The sequence below is a fragment of the Nocardia sp. NPDC049935 genome, assembly GCF_055586645.1.
In genome coordinates, this window is sequence record NZ_JBVJHV010000001.1 from 1,538,237 (window position 1) to 1,554,312 (window position 16,076).

The 16,076-nt window shown below is 70.0% G+C and carries 12 protein-coding genes; 6 read left to right on the forward strand and 6 right to left on the reverse strand.

From position 1 onward, the window contains the following. The first annotated feature begins 126 nt into the window (after positions 1-126). Genes ACZ6SF_RS07060 through ACZ6SF_RS07075 form a run of 4 tightly spaced genes read left to right on the forward strand, consistent with a single transcriptional unit; the run spans position 127 to position 6,648 of the window. Complete coding sequence (locus ACZ6SF_RS07060; protein WP_466061046.1) at positions 127-2,088, forward strand: hypothetical protein; 1,962 nt, start codon at positions 127-129, stop codon at positions 2,086-2,088. Positions 2,089-2,090: 2 nt separating this feature from the next. Then, positions 2,091-3,545: a hypothetical protein gene (locus ACZ6SF_RS07065; protein ID WP_466061047.1), complete on the forward strand. Its 1,455-nt coding sequence runs from the start codon at positions 2,091-2,093 to the stop codon at positions 3,543-3,545. Next, entirely contained in the window at positions 3,539-5,011 is a 1,473-nt protein-coding gene (locus ACZ6SF_RS07070) for a glycosyltransferase (RefSeq protein ID WP_466061048.1), read from the forward strand. Before ACZ6SF_RS07065 ends, ACZ6SF_RS07070 begins: the two co-directional genes overlap by 7 nt. Next, a complete protein-coding gene (locus ACZ6SF_RS07075; RefSeq protein WP_466061049.1) occupies positions 5,008-6,648 on the forward strand; it encodes an ABC transporter in 1,641 nt (546 codons plus the stop codon). The genes ACZ6SF_RS07070 and ACZ6SF_RS07075 overlap by 4 nt, the downstream gene beginning before the upstream one ends. Positions 6,649-6,661: 13 nt before the next feature. Here the strand turns inward: ACZ6SF_RS07075 and ACZ6SF_RS07080 are convergent, their stop codons facing one another. The 5 genes from ACZ6SF_RS07080 to ACZ6SF_RS07100 all read right to left on the reverse strand — a co-directional run bounded on the left by ACZ6SF_RS07080 (position 6,662) and on the right by ACZ6SF_RS07100 (position 13,171). Next, complete coding sequence (locus tag ACZ6SF_RS07080) at positions 6,662-8,329, reverse strand: tetratricopeptide repeat protein (protein WP_466061050.1); 1,668 nt, start codon at positions 8,327-8,329, stop codon at positions 6,662-6,664. Next, a complete protein-coding gene (locus ACZ6SF_RS07085) occupies positions 8,326-10,128 on the reverse strand; it encodes an ABC transporter permease family protein (RefSeq protein ID WP_466061051.1) in 1,803 nt (600 codons plus the stop codon). The genes ACZ6SF_RS07080 and ACZ6SF_RS07085 overlap by 4 nt, the downstream gene beginning before the upstream one ends. Next, the gene (locus tag ACZ6SF_RS07090; protein WP_466061052.1) at positions 10,125-11,402 is read right to left on the reverse strand and encodes an ABC transporter substrate-binding protein; all 1,278 of its coding nucleotides are present in this window, start codon (positions 11,400-11,402) and stop codon (positions 10,125-10,127) included. Before ACZ6SF_RS07090 ends, ACZ6SF_RS07085 begins: the two co-directional genes overlap by 4 nt. Positions 11,403-11,498: 96 nt before the next feature. Continuing rightward, entirely contained in the window at positions 11,499-12,740 is a 1,242-nt protein-coding gene (locus ACZ6SF_RS07095; RefSeq protein WP_466061053.1) for an SPFH domain-containing protein, read from the reverse strand. Further along, the gene (locus ACZ6SF_RS07100; protein WP_466061054.1) at positions 12,740-13,171 is read right to left on the reverse strand and encodes an NfeD family protein; all 432 of its coding nucleotides are present in this window, start codon (positions 13,169-13,171) and stop codon (positions 12,740-12,742) included. The genes ACZ6SF_RS07095 and ACZ6SF_RS07100 overlap by 1 nt, the downstream gene beginning before the upstream one ends. Before the next feature lie 103 nt (positions 13,172-13,274). Between ACZ6SF_RS07100 and ACZ6SF_RS07105 the strand changes: the two genes are divergently transcribed. Both ACZ6SF_RS07105 and ACZ6SF_RS07110 read left to right on the forward strand, forming a co-directional pair. Beyond that, positions 13,275-14,102, forward strand: coding sequence for a DUF3097 domain-containing protein (locus tag ACZ6SF_RS07105; protein WP_466061055.1), 828 nt, complete (start codon positions 13,275-13,277; stop codon positions 14,100-14,102). 64 nt (positions 14,103-14,166) lie between these two features. After that, positions 14,167-14,982 (forward strand): hypothetical protein, encoded by an 816-nt coding sequence (locus ACZ6SF_RS07110; RefSeq protein WP_466061056.1) that lies wholly within the window; start codon positions 14,167-14,169, stop codon positions 14,980-14,982. Between the two features lie 33 nt (positions 14,983-15,015). Here ACZ6SF_RS07110 and ACZ6SF_RS07115 read toward each other — a convergent pair whose 3' ends face one another. Next, entirely contained in the window at positions 15,016-16,074 is a 1,059-nt protein-coding gene (locus ACZ6SF_RS07115; RefSeq protein WP_466061057.1) for a ferrochelatase, read from the reverse strand. Positions 16,075-16,076: the final 2 nt, after the last annotated feature.

Below are 16,076 nucleotides of genomic sequence, written 5' to 3' on the forward strand. Positions count from 1 at the left end.
ACATCCCGTAGCTGACCGATAGCCGGAGTTGTTGCGGTTACCATTCGGATGAATCTGAATGCCGTGCGCACTGGCGTTATCGGGATCACCCGGCGACGCCGACCGATAACTGAGGGGTAGTCACCCATGCGGATCGCGGTACGGACCTTGTGCACCTGCTGGGCAGTCCTCGCCGTGATCGCGCTCACCGGCGGCACTGCCCCCGCACAACCGCCGGAGAACTCCGCCGTACCGGGCGGGACGACCGAATTCCGGGCCCGGGACCTCGGTCTGGGCGATCCGATCACCCTGCGCGGCGACGACGACCAGGTGGACCTCGCCATACCGGTTCCTCCAGGGATGACACCGGCCGACCTGACGATGACCGTGGACCTGCCCGCCGACCTGGAACGCGGGGCGGTCGATGTGGAATCCCGGGACCGCTTCATCGGGCACGCCGACCTGCCCGCCGGGCCCGCGACCCGGGTACCGGTCACCATTCCGCTCGACGAGGCCGCCGTCGACGAACAGGCCACGACGGTCACCCTGCATGTGAACCTGTTCCCGGCGCTGGGTCGCTGCCCCGACGACTGGTTCGATCACGGCGCCGTGCTCCGCGATATCCGGGTCTCCTACACCGGCGCGCCGCGGGCTCCGACGGTGATCGCGGATTTCCTGCCCCCGATCCTGCGGGAACTACGCGTCTACGTCCCGGAGACGCCGTCGGACCCGGAGTCCACGGCGGCGCTGTCGCTGTCCACCGCGATCGTCGCGTATTACGGCAGCCAACCGGTCCGGGTGAGCCTGCGCCGCCTCGCGCCCGACGGCGCCGTCACCGAACCGGACGACGATTTCACCCGGTCCATCGCCATCCGGGAAGGCGGGGACGCCGCCGCCACGCTGACCCCGGCCACCGGACCACCGGCCATGCTCGTCACCGGAAGCGGTGACGCCCTCATGAATCAGATCCGGCTGATCACCAGCGGGGTATCCGAATTCGCCGTGGCCGGCAGCGCGGTGGCGGGTTCCCTGGACCAACCGCCGATTCTGGCCCCCGACACGACCACACTCGGGCAGCTCGGGGTCGGCGAACTCCAGGCCAGTTCGCACGCCCAGGTCAGCGTCCGGTTCGGCATCGATCAGTCCCGGCTCGGCCGGCCCTCGGGCGATATCCGCGTCAAACTCCAGGGTCATTACACGCCGCTGCCGCCCAGCCAGGCCGGTCAGCTCGTGGTGACCGCCGGCGACCGGGAACTCACCAACTGGGCCGCCGAGCCGTCCGGGCAGATCGACCGCTGGATCGATATCCCCGACGAGGTCCTGCAACGCGACACCCCGGTGAAGGTCACCCTGCGCACCACCGGCGATACCGGCCGCTGCGGTACCGATCAGCCACTGACGCTGACGATCCTGCCCGGTAGCGAGGTCACCAGCGAACCCGCCCCGGGCGGGCCCCCCGACGGGTTCCAGGCGTTGCCCGCGGCGCTGCTGCCGGGCTTCGATATCGCGGCCACCACCGGCGATTTCGACGATCTGAGCCGAGCGGTCGAGATCACGAGCGGCCTGCAGTCACTCACCTCCGCCCGGCTCGACCCGCGATGGGTCGCGATGCCGGACGCCGTGGCGTCGAACCGGCCGGCCGTGCTCATCGCCGCCGACGGCCGGGCGGTGGACGGTATCGCACCGCCGCTGAGCAAAACCGACGATACGCGCCTGCAGGTCACCGACCGGGCCGGGACGACCACCGCGCTGCGACTCTCCCCCGACCTGCGTTTCGCGTCCCTGCAGAGTTACTACGACGGTGCGCGGCAACTCCTCGTCGCCACCAGCAATGCCGGTCCCAGCGAGCTCGGCCGCACCCTCGACTGGGTATCGGACCGGCCGGAAGGCTGGTATTCCCTGTCCGGCGACATCCTTTTCACGGCCGTGGACCGGGAGCCCGTCGACTATTCGCTCGCCGAGACCACGCCGGCGCCCTCCGACTCCGCGGCCTCGATCACGTCCACGATGCGCGTCCTGCTGATCGTGGCCGGGGTGCTCCTGGTCCTCGGCCTGATCGTGGTGCTGTGGTTCGCCGCGCGCGGCCTCGGCCGAGCGAACCGACGCTGACCGTGACGGGGCGCGCCACAACCGGCCGGGCCGGCGGCCTCGTGGTCCGCTGGACGATCCTGGCGGTGCTGACCGTCCTCGCGTTCCGGCGCACACTCGTCGATATCTGGGTCGGCGCGAGCCACGGCACCAGCATCGGCTATCTGCTGGTTCTCGCGATCTCGGCACTGGGCCTGGTGCTCGGCGTCCGGCGCCGCGGTCGGCCGGTACTACCCATCCACGATCGTGAAACCGATGTGATCGTCGGCGTCATCGGCCTGCTCATCGCGCTGGCCGTCCAGCGTCTGCTGCTTCCCCGCTACGCCCCGTTCTACGAACTGTTCCACTACGACGTTCTCGCCCTGGTCCTGTTCGTGCTCTCGGGCTCGGTCCTGCTGTTCGGCCTGCGCGCCACGACGCGCTACTGGGCGGTCTGGGTGCTGCTGCTGGTGGTGAACCCGGTCTTCTACCGGCTGGCCGCGATCGCGCTGGGCGGCGGCCGGTTCGCCTACACGTTCGTACTCATCGTGACCACGGCCTGTTGCCTGTCCTACGGCTTCCTGCGCGGCCGCGGCCGGGTTCTGGGGGTCGCCGCACTCGCGATCGCCGTCGACAGCGCCGTATTCGCGCTGGTGACGTTCTGGTTCTCCGATATCCGGATCTCCGTGGTGCTAGGCGGGGTCCTGCCGGTGACCGCCGTGGTGGTCGGCGCCTGCGCCCTGGTCCTGCGCGAACCCCTGATACCGCCGGCCGGGGGTCCGCGGGTCGATATCCCGACCGAGCGCCCGTGGTATTCGGTCGCGGCGCTGGCCGCGGTCGCGGTGGTGCTCACCCTGACCCCGCTACCGAAACCGGAAGGCGAGAACGTCGCGGCCGGACCGCCCTATCAGGGCGAGACCGGGCTGGTGGTGCCACCGGGCTGGCGGGAGACCGGCCTGCAGAAGATGGACTGGCCCGCGCACTACTTCAGCAGCGACTCCACGTTCCTGCGCCAGACCATCCGCACCCTGCGGCCGAATCCGGAATGGGACGCCATCGGCCGCAACCGCACCGCCCAGATCGATCTGCTGACCGTGCGCTACGGCGCCGCTCTCGATATCACCCCGACCCTGCTCAGCTACGATCTGCGCCACTCCCGGATCAGCAATCCGCCGCGATCTGTCCCGATCGGCCGCGGGATCACCGCGGCCATGTATTCCGTTGTCGACGAACAGATCCACCTGACCTGGAACTACCTCACGTTCGTCTGGCGCCGCGATTCCGCGCATGTCCAGCGCGTCACGGTGATGACCGTCGACAACCACGAACCCGACGCCTACTTCCTGCCGCCCCAGCCGACCCTCGCCGGTTTCACCTCGGGCACGATCGCGCTGCTCGCCCGCGGAGTCAGCGCTCTGACCGACGCCGATCCGGAGTTCAAGGACGCCGATCTGCTCACCACCCTGGCCCGCGATCTCGTGGAGGTGCAACCGTGGTGAACGACGATCCGGGCACACCGCGCGAGCGGGTCGACGCCGCCCTGCACGACGCCGTACACGGACTCCGCGAGCGGCACCCGGAAGCCTCGGCGGCGACGGTGGTGGTCGCCTGGCAACGCTGGACCCTCCTCGCGCTACTCGCTCTGTTCGTGGCAGGCGCCGTCTTCGCCCGCGTCGGCACCCTGATCACATTGACCGTGCTGTGCACCGCCGCCTACGTCTGGACACTCGTGGACCGGCTGATCCTGTTCTACCGGGGCCTGGACGGCCGCAGCATCGTCACCGTGACCGACGCGGACGCACTCGCCGCCGACGCGGCCGGCCTGCCGAGCTACACCATTCTGGTGCCCGCCTTCCACGAACCGGAGGTGATCGCCACTGTGATCGCGAATATGGCCGAATTCCGGTATCCGGCCGACAAATTGCAGGTGCTGCTCCTGCTCGAAGCCGACGACGACGCCACCATCGCCGCAGCCCGCGCGGTGGACTCGCCGGACTGGGTTCAGATCGTCGAGGTGCCGCCGGCCGAGCCCCGGACGAAACCGAAGGCCTGTAATTTCGGCCTGCATTTCGCCACCGGTGAGATCGTCACCATCTACGACGCCGAGGACCGTCCCGATCCGCTCCAGTTGCGCCGGGCGGCGGTCGCGTTCCGCCGGCTGCCTCCCGAAACCGCCTGTGTCCAGGCTCGGCTGGCCTTCCACAACGGCGGCCAGAATCTGCTCACCGCCTGGTTCACCGCCGACTACGCGCTCTGGTTCGGGTTCATCCTGCCGGGCCTGATGCGCGGCGACGCGCCTATTCCGCTGGGCGGTACCTCCAATCATCTGCGCCGGGCGGTGCTCGACCGGATCGGGGCCTGGGATCCGTTCAATGTCACCGAGGACGCCGACCTCGGCGTACGGATCGCCACCAACGGCTACCGCACCGCGGTTCTGGACTCGGTGACCTGGGAGGAGGCCAACAGCGATCCGATCAACTGGATCCGGCAGCGCTCCCGCTGGTACAAGGGCTACCTGCAGACCTGGCTGGTGCATATGCGGCGGCCCGTCCGGCTGTGGCGCGAACTCGGACCGCGCGGTTTCGCCCGGTTCACCACGCTGCTGGCCGGCACCCCGCTCATCGCCTGCCTCAATATGCTGTTCTGGCTGATCACCCTGGCCTGGCTGCTCGGGCAGCCCGACGCCATCCACGACCAGTTCCCGCCCTATGTCTACTTTCCGGCCCTGTTCTGCCTGGTCGTGGGCAATACCGCCGTGATGTACATGAACCTCGTCGCCTGCCGGGAGAGCAGGCTCACCACCCTGCTGCTGGCGGCCGTCACCTCCCCGCTGTACTGGATCCTGATGAGCATCGCGGCGATCAAGGGCACCTACCAGCTCATCGTCAAACCGTCCTACTGGGAGAAGACCTTCCACGGACTGCCCGGCACCGAATCACCCGAACCGGCGGGCGCCCGGCCATGAGGACCTCGCGGTGGTTGTTCGTCCTCGCCACGCTGGTGTATCTGGCCGCCGGCCTGTACCTGGCGATCGAACCGCACTACCTGTTCGGCGATTCGCTGAGCCGCGCCTCGGCCGCCCGCAGCGCGCTGTTCAGCCGGGATCCGCATCTGGCGGCGATCGGGTTCATCTTCACCCCGCTCACCACGCTCATCCAGTTACCGGTCATCGTGCTGAGCCACTGGTGGCCGCTGATCACCTCGTGGAACCTCACGGGGGTGCTCATGTCGGCGCCGTTCGCGGCGGGAGCGGTGGTGCAGATCCGGGGTATCTGCCTGGACCGCGGGGTCCCCACCTGGCTGGTGTGGCTTCTGACCGCCGTTTTCGCGCTCAACCCGATGGTGGTGTTCTACGCGGCGAACGGTATGAGCGAGGCGCCTTTCCTCTTCTTCCTCTGCTGGGCCACCCGCCGGCTGATCCGATGGCTGTACACCGACGACGTCCACGATCTGGCGATCGCCGGGATCGCCCTGGCACTGGCCTATCTCACCCGCTACGACGCACTACCCGTCGCCGCCGGGGTCGCGGTGTTCACCGCGGTGGTGACCTGGCGCCGCGCCCGCGGTCCGCGGCGGGACCGGATCACCGATACCGCCATGGACGCACTGCTGGTCGCGGCGCCCATCGGGGTGGCGTTCGTGGTGTGGACCGTGACCAGCTGGCTCATCACCGGCGAGCCCTTCCAGCAGTTCACCTCCGACTACGGCAATACCGCCATCGTCGCCCAGAGCAGTGCGGGCGGGACGGTGACCCCGCTGTTCGGGTTCCTGTACTCGGTCAGCGAGATCATGGTCCTGGGGCCGGTACTGCCCGTCCTCATCCCGGTCTGCCTGGCGCTGGCCTGGCGGCGCCGCGACGCCGAAGTACTGGTGGCCGGCCTCGTCTTCGGCGCGGTCCTGGCCTTCGCCACCCGTAACCAGATGACCGGCACCACCTTCCCGTTCCTGCGCTTCTATATGAGCGCGACCCCGCTCATGGTGGTGCTGGCCGCCCAACTGGTTCCGGCCCGGGGCGCCGTCCCCGCCCGGCGGCCCGGACGTCATCGGCGGCCGCGGGCGGCCGTGCCCGGACCGCGGCGGGCCCCGGCGGTTCTCGCGGCGGTGCTGGTGATCGCGACACCTGTCGTCACGGGCGCCTTCATGCTGTCGCCGACGCTGTCGGTCCAGCAATACGCGCTCCAGGAGATCCTGTTCCCCGACCCGGCCGACACCTCGGCCACCCGGTCGCAGCAACGGCGGATCATCGCGTCCTTCGATACCGAGCGCGAGATGGCGGGATATCTGGACGGTCTCGGCCTGCCGGAGTCCTCGGTGCTGATGGACACGGTGTACGGGTTCGCCGTCTTCACCGCCACCGACCGGCCCAAGACCTTCGTCATCCCCTCCGACCAGGATTTCATCACCGTGCTCAACGACCCCGCCGCACACGGTGTGCGTTATATCCTCGCGGTCCCCAACAGCGGCCGCGGCGCCTCCGATGCCGTGAACGTGCGCTACCCCACCCTCTACGAGAACGGCGCCGATATCGCGACCCTGGAGCTGGAGATCCCCAACGACGGCGACAACCAGCCCACCTGGCGCTTGTACCGGGTGCTGTCCTGATACCGGTTGCGGGTTACGCGGAATCCCGCTCCGCCGGATCACGGACCTCCAGCGGCCACCGCTCCATCGCGGGAGCCGCGGCATCGTGACGTACCGACGCCGCCTCGGCGCAGTAGTGCGCCGCGTACGCCGCACCGGAGTCACGGCGGACGGCCTCGGCCAGCCAGCTGTGCGCATAGTCGAAAACCTCCGTTTCGGCCGGCGTCTCCGCCCCGCCGAGCAGAAGATCCGCGTGCTCCGGCACCTTCAGCGCAGCGGCGCCGAGATGCTGCAGGGTACGGGCGATACCGGTGTCATCGGCCAGATCACGGTACGTCGTGAGGGCACGCTGCCAGCAGCGCAACGCCGCCCTCGGTTCGCCCCGGGTCCAGTGCACCGCCGCGCCGAGTTCGTCCACGCGCGCCCTCGCCTCGCTGTCCTCGTCCTCGCGGGCGCGCAGTGCCGCCAGCTCCAGGCGGTCCTGCGCCGCGTCCACTCGTCCCTGCCGCAGATGCGCGACCGCGAGATCGGTCAGCACCCGAACCTGATTCGCCGAATCCTCGCGCGGCAACCGCCACCACGCCGACCGCAGCCCCTCCACTGCCGCCGCCGTGTCGAGCGGGGTCACGGCGGTTCTCAACAGCTTCAGGGCCTCGGCGTGTGCGGCGCGGGCACTGACACCGGTCATACGCCGCCATGGCGGCATTCGGCGGGGTATGGAGCCGTCGAGTTCGCCCGCGCGTAGATCCATCGCTTTGTCATGGCCTCCGAGCACCGTGGAACCCAGCGCCCTCAGATCCACCGCCACCGATACGGTCTCCTGATCGCCTCCCGGGCAGTGCGCGTACCAGATATCGAGAGCGTCCCCGATCCGGACCAGCTGAGCGGCGGTGGCCGGTGGAACAACGGTTTTGTTATCCGGTCCTTTGTAATCCGGTCCACAGCACTCCGCGACGAGTTTGCGCAACCAATCCACCTCCACGGCGAACCAGTTCCTCGCGCCCAGGGCGTGGCGCGGTGTCCCCAACCCGGCGGCCCACCCCGTCGCCCGGTCCGCCGTATGGGACACCAGCGCGAACAGCGCCGCATGCCAGACAGCACTGCCGAGGACGCCGTCGCGGTCCCGCTCCCGAGGCGCGCGGGCGAGCCGGTAACGCAGCCGGCTGTCGCACACCAGTACCCCGTCGTTCGTCAATCGAGCCAGCAGGACCGTGGCCGCCGACGACTGCTCCGGCACGACGGACTCGTCGCCCGCCGACTGCGAAACGAGGGACTGTTCCATCCCGACCGCGGTCAAGATCGCGTGCACCGTGGCGGCGTCGTAATCGAACAGCGGTAGTTCTCGCAGCGCGGCCGCGACCTCGTCATCGTCCAGGTCTCCGTCATCACCGGGTGGGGAGACGATCGCTCGCGCCCGCACCGGCCCGGCGACCGGGGCGCCGTCCAGGCCGTCGAGCAGACTCCGGCGCCGGGCCAGGCGGAGATCCGACTGGCGAACCACAGCGAGCCGGTACACGGTGTACATACCGGCCAGACCGATCACCAGCACTGCCAGCCAGCGCAGCCCGGAAGCCAGCACCTGCACTTCCGCGCCTTCGCCGAACGAGTTCATCACCAGATTGCGGCCCAGTTCCAGCAGCAGCGCCGATGCCACCACCGACAATCCGCCGAGAACTCCCGGTACCCGGGGTAGCTCGCTCATCGCAGTACCCCGCCGGTCAGTCCGGGAACGATCCAGCGCCGCCAGGTCGCCAGCACCAGCGCGACCGGCAGCAACGCCGCGATGAGCGATCCGGCCGCCAATTGCGCGGCGTTCTCGCCGAACTGGCGGGCCTCGCCCCAGAGCAGCAGGGACCACGGTGACGCCCCGGCGCCACTGATCAGCAGCCCGACGATGAAATCGTTCCAGACCTGGATGAATTCGAGCACCGCCACGGCCACCACGGCGGGCGCGGCCGAGCCCAGCAGGCGGCGGCTGATCGTGCCCGGCGTCGCCAAGCCACGGAGCGTATCGGCGGCCGGGCTCTTCGGCGGCGCCACCACCGCGCCACGCAGGATCAGCACCGCGATGGGCAGTCCCGCGGCGGCATGGACCAGCACCAGCGGCACCCGGGTACCGGAGAGCCCGTGATCATCGATGAATATGTCCAACGGGCCCAGATAGGCCTGCACCGGCAGTACCGCGAGGACCACGAGCGCTATCACGGTGGCCTTCGCGGGCCACTTTCCGGGTGCCACGGCCAGCCGATAGGCCAGTGGCGCCGCGGCGGCCACCACGATGATCGTCGCCAGCAGCGCCACCCAGAAGCTCGCCTCGAGGGAGTGCCAGAGCCATCGGTTGCGCCAGACGTCGGTGAAGGCGGACACCGCCCAGCCGTCCGGGCCTCGCAGGGCCACCACCACGAGCACCACCAGCGGTATCACCGCCGCTACCGACAGCACACCGATGACCAGCGCCCGAGCCCGGCCGGCCATCCCTACGTCGGCCGTTCCGGGCCGGCCGTCACCGGGGTGCTCGCTGGCCGGGAACCCGGCACGGCGATCCCGGATATCGGTTTGCAGCGCCCAGGCGACCACGGCGACCAGCACAGCCAGCGGCAGGGCGTACACGGCGGCATCGCCGGCCGTCGCGGGATCGGTGGCCAGCCGCCACCAGGACACAGTGGCACTGTCCACCTGATACTGCACCGAGCCCGGGACTCCGATCAGCACCACATCGAACACCCGCGCCGCGGCGACTCCCACCACCAGCCCGGCCACCAGGACGATCGGCCGCTGCAACGTGAACAGCCGCCAGAACAGTACGGCGCCGGGTTTCTGCTGGAGCAGGGTCCAACGCACCGGATCACGTTCCAGGGACCGGATACCCGCCCGGAACACCCCGATCAGGAAGCCCAGCCAGGTCCAGAGGAAGGCCGACCCGAGCATCGCCACGAACCAGGCCCGGTACCCCGGGAAGGCGTCGAAACCCAAGCGGGCTCCGGAGAATTGGAAGATCAGCCGGAACGCCACCCCGGAGACCACCGCCGAGATACCGAACGGCACGATCAGCGGCAGCCACAGACCCCGGCTGCCCCGGCTCCACCAGGCCAGCAGCATCGCCGCGATCAACAGGGCCGCCGCGAACACCATCCATCCGAGGCTGCGCGCGTACGAGGCATCCGACCAGCAGAGCGCGCCCAGTGCGCTCACTCCGACCAGCGCGGGCAGGATCCACAGGCTCCCGGCCTTGTTCCGGCGGGCCACCTCCAGTGCGGCCACGAACGCCGCCCCCGCCACCAGACATCCCACCACCGGCCAGAGGCTGGTCCGCATCGCGAAAATCACCGTCGCCGCGGACGGAACCACCAGCAGGGCAAGCAGCAACAGCGCGGGCAGGCACGCGACCACCGTGATTCCGCGTGCCGGGGGCCGGCCGGGAACCAGAGGTCCCCGCATCCGGGCGAGGGGTAATTCGATCTTCAACCCATGCGCTTCGTATTCCGCCGGCGCCGTACTCATCTCCACCCCCGTTCGAACCGGCCCAGTGCCGCGACGGCCGTCGCGGTCGCGGCAGCGACATCGCCGCCCCGGTCTCCCACGGTGATCAGGAATTCGGTGAGCACCCGCCACAATCCGTCCCGGCCACCGACCGCGCCGATCCGGTCGGACAAATCGAAATCCGGTCGCCCGGACACTGTCGCGGCCGCCGTCGCCGACCACGGCGAATACTCGGCGCGGGTGTGCAGAGCGGGGCCGAGGAACCCGCCGGACCGCTCGATCCACGGCAGCGGCGCTCTGTCGGCGGCGAGCGCGGCGACCACCGCCTCGGCCCGCGGGCCCGCCGACCGGGTCAGCACCATCACATCGCCTCCGGCGATGCGCGGATGCTCCCCGCCGGGGGCCGCGACGGGAAAGGGAATCACGGCCACGCTTTCCGCACCGCGACCGCTCCGGCGCAAGGCGTCCCGGACCACCGGCTCGGCGAAGTCCGGGGCCGCCACCGCGAGCGCCCGCCGATGCTCGAACACATCCCGGACCGCGTCGGCGAACTGACGGGTCAGTGCCGTTCCCACGCCGCCCGGCAGCCCGGACCGGATCCCCCAGAGCCCGCCGAGCCGCGCGAAGGTCGCGTGGGCCGCGGGTACGTCCCAGTCCCGCGGTCCGTCGCCCAGTCCCCGGTACGCCGCCGGGGATTCGGCCAGCAGCAGGTTCTCGAAGAGGTCGGTGAGCACCCAGCCGTCGGCGGCGCCGAGGGCGAGCAGCCGGCGGGGCGCTCCCGCGAGTTCCCGGACACCGTCGAGCCAGTCGCGCACCGTCCAGGTGGCGGGATCGCCCAGCCCGGTCGCGCCGATCGCTTCCCGGTCGTACCAGACCAGGGATTTACCACTCGCCTTGAACGGCACGCCGTACGGCCGGTCACCGGCGAAGCACAGTTGCCGCCAGTATTCGGCGTAGCGCGGTCCACGCGGATCCGACCACAGCCGTCCGGGCACCTCCCGGAGCCGCCCCGCCGCCGCCGACTCCCGGACCTGCCCGGCCTGCGGCAGCATGACGATCTCCGGAGCCGAGCGGCCACGGGCCGTGAGAGCCGTACCGATCTCGTCGCCCAGCGGCACCACGTCGACAGGTTCCCCGACGGTACCGAGTACCGCCCGGAACGCCGACAGTTCGAGCCCGCTCCAGGAGACGGCGATCCGTACGGCGCCGCCGTCACCGAGCAGAACCCCCGGCGAGCAGGCGGCCAGCAGCGGCACGCCGGCCAGCGCCCCCAAAACCGTGCGACGTGTCGTCACCGTGCCCCGATACTCATGTCCAGCAGAGGGTTTCGATTATGTACCAGACGCGCCGGGGACGCGCGACGATCGGGAAAACCCGCTGCCGCGGGCCGCTCAGCCCTGCTGGTGCGGCGGCTGCTGGGGCCGGTCCGGAGCCGGATCGGGCTGCCGGGGCGCGGCCTCCGGTCCCGGGGCGGCCTGCCGCGGCGACAGCTCCGCCGGGCCGGAGGCCGGTTTCGCCGTGGTGACCGGCGCGGCGGTGTCCACCGGGGTGCGGGCCACCGATTCCGCCGCCCGTACAGCGCGTTCCACGGCGGGATCGGTACTGGTGTCGAACCAGTCGGCGACCTCGTCGGAATCGTCCTCGGGTTTGCCGGGGGTCTCGTCGTCGGCCGGCGGCTCGTACCGGAAGACACCGTCCTCGCCCCGGGTGGCGAAATTCTTCGCGAATCCCTCCAGCGCCTTGCCGAAATCGCTGGGCACCAGCCACACCTTGTTCGCGTCGCCGCGGGCCACCATCGGCAGCGTCTGCATGTACTGATAGGCCAGCAGTTCCGGGGTGGGCTTACCGGATTTGATGGCGGCGAAAACCTTCTCGATGGCCTTGGCCTGCCCCTGCGCCTGCAGATAGGAGGCGGCCCGCTCACCCTGGGCGCGCAGGATACGACTCTGGCGTTCGCCCTCGGCCGACAGGATCGCCGACTGTTTCGCGCCCTCGGCCGACAGGATCTGCGCCTGTTTGGCGCCCTCGGCGGTTTTGATCTGCGATTCGCGGGTGCCCTCGGCGGTGAGGATCATGGCGCGCTTCTCCCGGTCCGCCTTCATCTGCTTCTCCATCGACTCCTGGATCGACGGCGGCGGATCGATGGATTTCAGCTCCACCCGGGCCACCCGCAGACCCCAGCGTCCGGTCGCCTCGTCGAGCACCCCGCGCAGCTGGTTGTTGATCTGGTCGCGCGAGGTCAGCGTCTCCTCCAGCGTCATCCCGCCGACCACATTGCGCAGTGTGGTGACGGTGAGCTGTTCGACGGCCGCGATGTAGTTGGAGATCTCGTAGACCGCCGACTGCGGCTGCATCACCTGGAAGTACACCACCGAGTCGATCTGCAGTGTGAGGTTGTCCTGGGTGATCACCGGCTGCGGCGGGAAGGAGACCACGCGTTCACGCAGGTCCACCTTGGCGCGGATCCGGTCGACGAACGGCACCAGGAACGTCAGCTGTCCCGAGACTGTCCGGGAATAGCGTCCGAGTCGCTCGATCACCGCCGCCTCCGCTTGCGGGATCAGCGCGATCGACTTGAACACCACCACTGCCGCCAGCAGCACCAGTGCGATGACGACGATCAATGCAGCCATCACGGCCCTTTCCAGACGACAGCGGTCGCGCCGTCGATCTTCATCACGTACACGGTCGTACCCTCGGGGTATTGCTCGGCGGGGTCGAGCGCGCGGGCCGACCACACCTCCCCGCCCAATTTCACCCGGCCGTCGTGCTCACCCACCGGCTCGAGCACCACCGCGGTCTTACCGGTGAGCGCGTCCACATTGGTGAGAGTGGGCGGCGGAGTACCGAAGCGCCGCAACAGAACCGGCCGGACTCCCAGCATCAGCACCACGGCCGTCACGGCGAACACCACCGCGTCCACGACGACCGGGGTACCGGCCACGAAGCTCACCCCCGCGGTGAGCAACGCCGCCGAGCCCAGCATCAGCAGGGTCAGTTCACCGACGAACACCTCGGTCGCCGCCAGCGCTACACCGGCGACCAACCAGACAATTGCGGCCACGTAGCCCAGCCTAGTGCGCCGCCGGTGCGCGTGCGGGCCACTCCGGCGACACCCGGGCGCCGATACCGGCGCCGACCGGGGCGAGTGCGCTACGTTCGGCCCGGTGAGCGATCGATACGGCGATATCTTCTCCGGCCATCCGCGTACCGCCCGGCGCACCGTTCCCCGGGTCACCGCGGAGACCGATCTCGTGGTCGAGGACGCGGCCAGCGGTTTCTGCGGTGCGGTGGTCGGGTTCGACCGGACCTACGACGGTGATTTCGTGAAACTGGCCGACGCGCGCGGCACGGTGCGGCTGTTCGCGCTGCGCGAAGCGGCCTTCCTCATCGACGGCCGACCGGTGACCCTGGTGCGGCCGAAGGTGGCGCCGCCGAGCCGGCCCGCCCGCTCGGCGTCCGGATCCACCCGCGTCGAGGGCCTGCGCGCGAAAGTCGCCGCGCCCAGCCGGATCTGGGTCGAAGGCGTGCACGACGCCGCGCTGGTGGAACGTGTCTGGGGCCACGATCTGCGGGTCGAGGGGGTGGTGGTGGAACATCTGGAAGGTCTCGACAATCTCGCCGCCCGGCTCGCCGAGTTCGAGCCCGGCCCGGGGCGGCGGGTCGGCGTTCTGGTCGATCATCTGGTCGCGGGTTCCAAGGAGACACATCTCACCACCGGGCTCGGCGACCATGTGCTCGTCACCGGGCATCCCTATGTGGATGTGTGGCAGGCGGTGAAACCCGCCACGCTGGGAATCGCGCAGTGGCCGCGGGTGCCGCGCGGCGAGGACTGGAAAACCGGTGTCTGCCGGCAACTCGGCTGGGGCACACCGCAGGACGGCTGGCGCCGGGTGTACGGGGCGGTGGAATCGTTCCGGGATCTGGAGGCCCCGCTGCTGGGCGCGGTGGAGCGTTTGATCGATTTCGTGACCGAACCGGGCGAGCCATTCTAACCGGCGGAAACGACCTCCGCAGACGCTGCCCGCCGGTTGCCGACACCCTTTATGCTCGATGATTATGTGCTCTCCCAGTGCCACCCTCGCGCTGTGGGCCGGTTCGTGGCTCGCTGGTCGCAGCGCGCCCGATGACGTCCTCGAGGCGCTGCACGCGTGGGCACCCCGGCACACCCTCGCCGCCGGTGACCCGATCACCGGTGGACGTACCGATCTGCCCTGGTCCGCCCTCGGCGGCCCCCCGGGCACCGCGGTGATGCCGTTGCTCAAGATGATTCGCGAGGCGCTGGCGGTACCCGGTGCCGAACTGCGGCTGGTGCTTCCGGTACCCGGTGATGTGCGCGGGCTCCCGGTGGGTACCGCGTTCGCCACCGACGCCGTCGAGGCGGAAGAGGGAATTCTCATCGGGGTACCGGGCACGGACGGCACCGGCCTCATCCCCTACCGCACCGACGAGGACACCCTCCAGTGGACGGTCTACGGGGTGCCGATGCCCCGGGCCGCGGGGCCCGATATGTCTCTGGGCGAGGCCGAATACGCCATGCGCGAAGCCGTGCGTGATGCCGCCGACGCGCTCATGCGGCTGCACACCACCGGACTCGGCGCCGGTGACGCGGACCCCCGCGAACTCATCGAGGCCGAGCTGGCGGACTACTCCCGCCACACCTACCCCGAATGCGTGCCGTTGCGCGCCAAACGCATCCTCGATACCGCCGACCATGTCGCGGCGATCCTGACGGTGGCGCAGCGCGAGCCCGCCTCGGCGCCCACCTCGGCCTCCGCGGCCACCGCGCACGAATCGCTGCTACGACCGCTGTGGGACGCGATTCGCGCCGCCCGGCTCATCGCCGTGCAGACCGCGGCGCCCCGCGTGAGCTGATCTCCGGACCCGCCGGACCGGTACCGGCCGCGGTTACGCGGTGGCCGGCCGCCGCACCGGCGCACAGCAGTCGACCGCGCAGGGCGCGCCGTCGATCGTGCACCCGTATCCCGGGACCGCGCCGAGGCTGCGGGCCGGGACACCGCGCACCTGCTCTCCGATCAGCTCCACCACCATCTCGGCGAACCGCGGATCGGTCCCCGGTGTGGCCGCCCGGGCGAACGACATACCGAGTTCCGCGGCCTTGACCGCGGCCTCGTTGTCCAGATCCCAGATGACCTCGAGATGGTCGGAGACGAAACCCACTGGGCAGACGATCACGGCATCGAAACCCTTGTCCGGCAGGGTTTCCAGATGATCGACGATATCGGGTTCGAGCCACGGGATCCGGGGCGGCCCGGACCGCGACTGCCAGACCACGTCGTAATCGGTGAATCCGGCCGCGGCCGCGCACAACCGGGCCGATTCCGCGACCTGGCGGCTGTAGAGCCCGCCGCCGTCGGCCGGGGGCCCGGCCGCGGCATCCGCCGCCACCGGCACCGAATGCGCCGTGAACACCAGCCGGGTGCTGTCGCGACGCTCGGCCGGGACCGTCGCGGCCGCTGCCCGCACGGCATCGGCGAACGCCGCCACCAGGAGTGGATGATCGAAGTACTGCCGGATCTTCACCAGCTCCGGCGCATTCTCGCCCACGGCGGCACGCGCCCGGACGATATCCTCGTCGTACTGTCGGCAGCCGGAATACCCGCCCCAGGCCGAGGTCGGGAACACCAGCGCCGAACCGATGCCGTCGGCGGTCATCCGGGCCAGGGTGTCCTCGGCCAGCGGATGCCAGTTGCGGTTACCGAAGTAGACCGGAAGATCCAGTCCGGCCGCGGCCAGGCCCCGCTCCACCGCGGCGATGATGTCGCGGTTGAGCGCGTTGATCGGTGAGATACCGCCGAAGTGCAGATAGTGTTGCGCCACCTCGGCGAGCCGTTCCGGGGGCACACCGCGCCCGCGGGTCACGTTCTCCAGGAACGGCATCACATCGTCGGGACCCTCGGGCCCGCCGAAGGACAGCAGCAGCAGTGCGTCGGCCGCGCGGGCCACGG

What these genes read in the sequence shown, in the direction of transcription:
- ACZ6SF_RS07060 (WP_466061046.1), top strand. Translation starts at nt 127, where the DNA reads ATGCGGATCGCGGTACGGACCTTGTGCACCTGCTGGGCAGTCCTCGCC.
- ACZ6SF_RS07075 (WP_466061049.1), top strand. Translation starts at nt 5,008, where the DNA reads ATGAGGACCTCGCGGTGGTTGTTCGTCCTCGCCACGCTGGTGTATCTG.
- ACZ6SF_RS07110 (WP_466061056.1), top strand. Translation starts at nt 14,167, where the DNA reads ATGTGCTCTCCCAGTGCCACCCTCGCGCTGTGGGCCGGTTCGTGGCTC.
- ACZ6SF_RS07085 (WP_466061051.1), bottom strand. Translation starts at nt 10,128, where the DNA reads ATGAGTACGGCGCCGGCGGAATACGAAGCGCATGGGTTGAAGATCGAA.
- ACZ6SF_RS07095 (WP_466061053.1), bottom strand. Translation starts at nt 12,740, where the DNA reads ATGGCTGCATTGATCGTCGTCATCGCACTGGTGCTGCTGGCGGCAGTG.
- ACZ6SF_RS07080 (WP_466061050.1), bottom strand. Translation starts at nt 8,329, where the DNA reads ATGAGCGAGCTACCCCGGGTACCGGGAGTTCTCGGCGGATTGTCGGTG.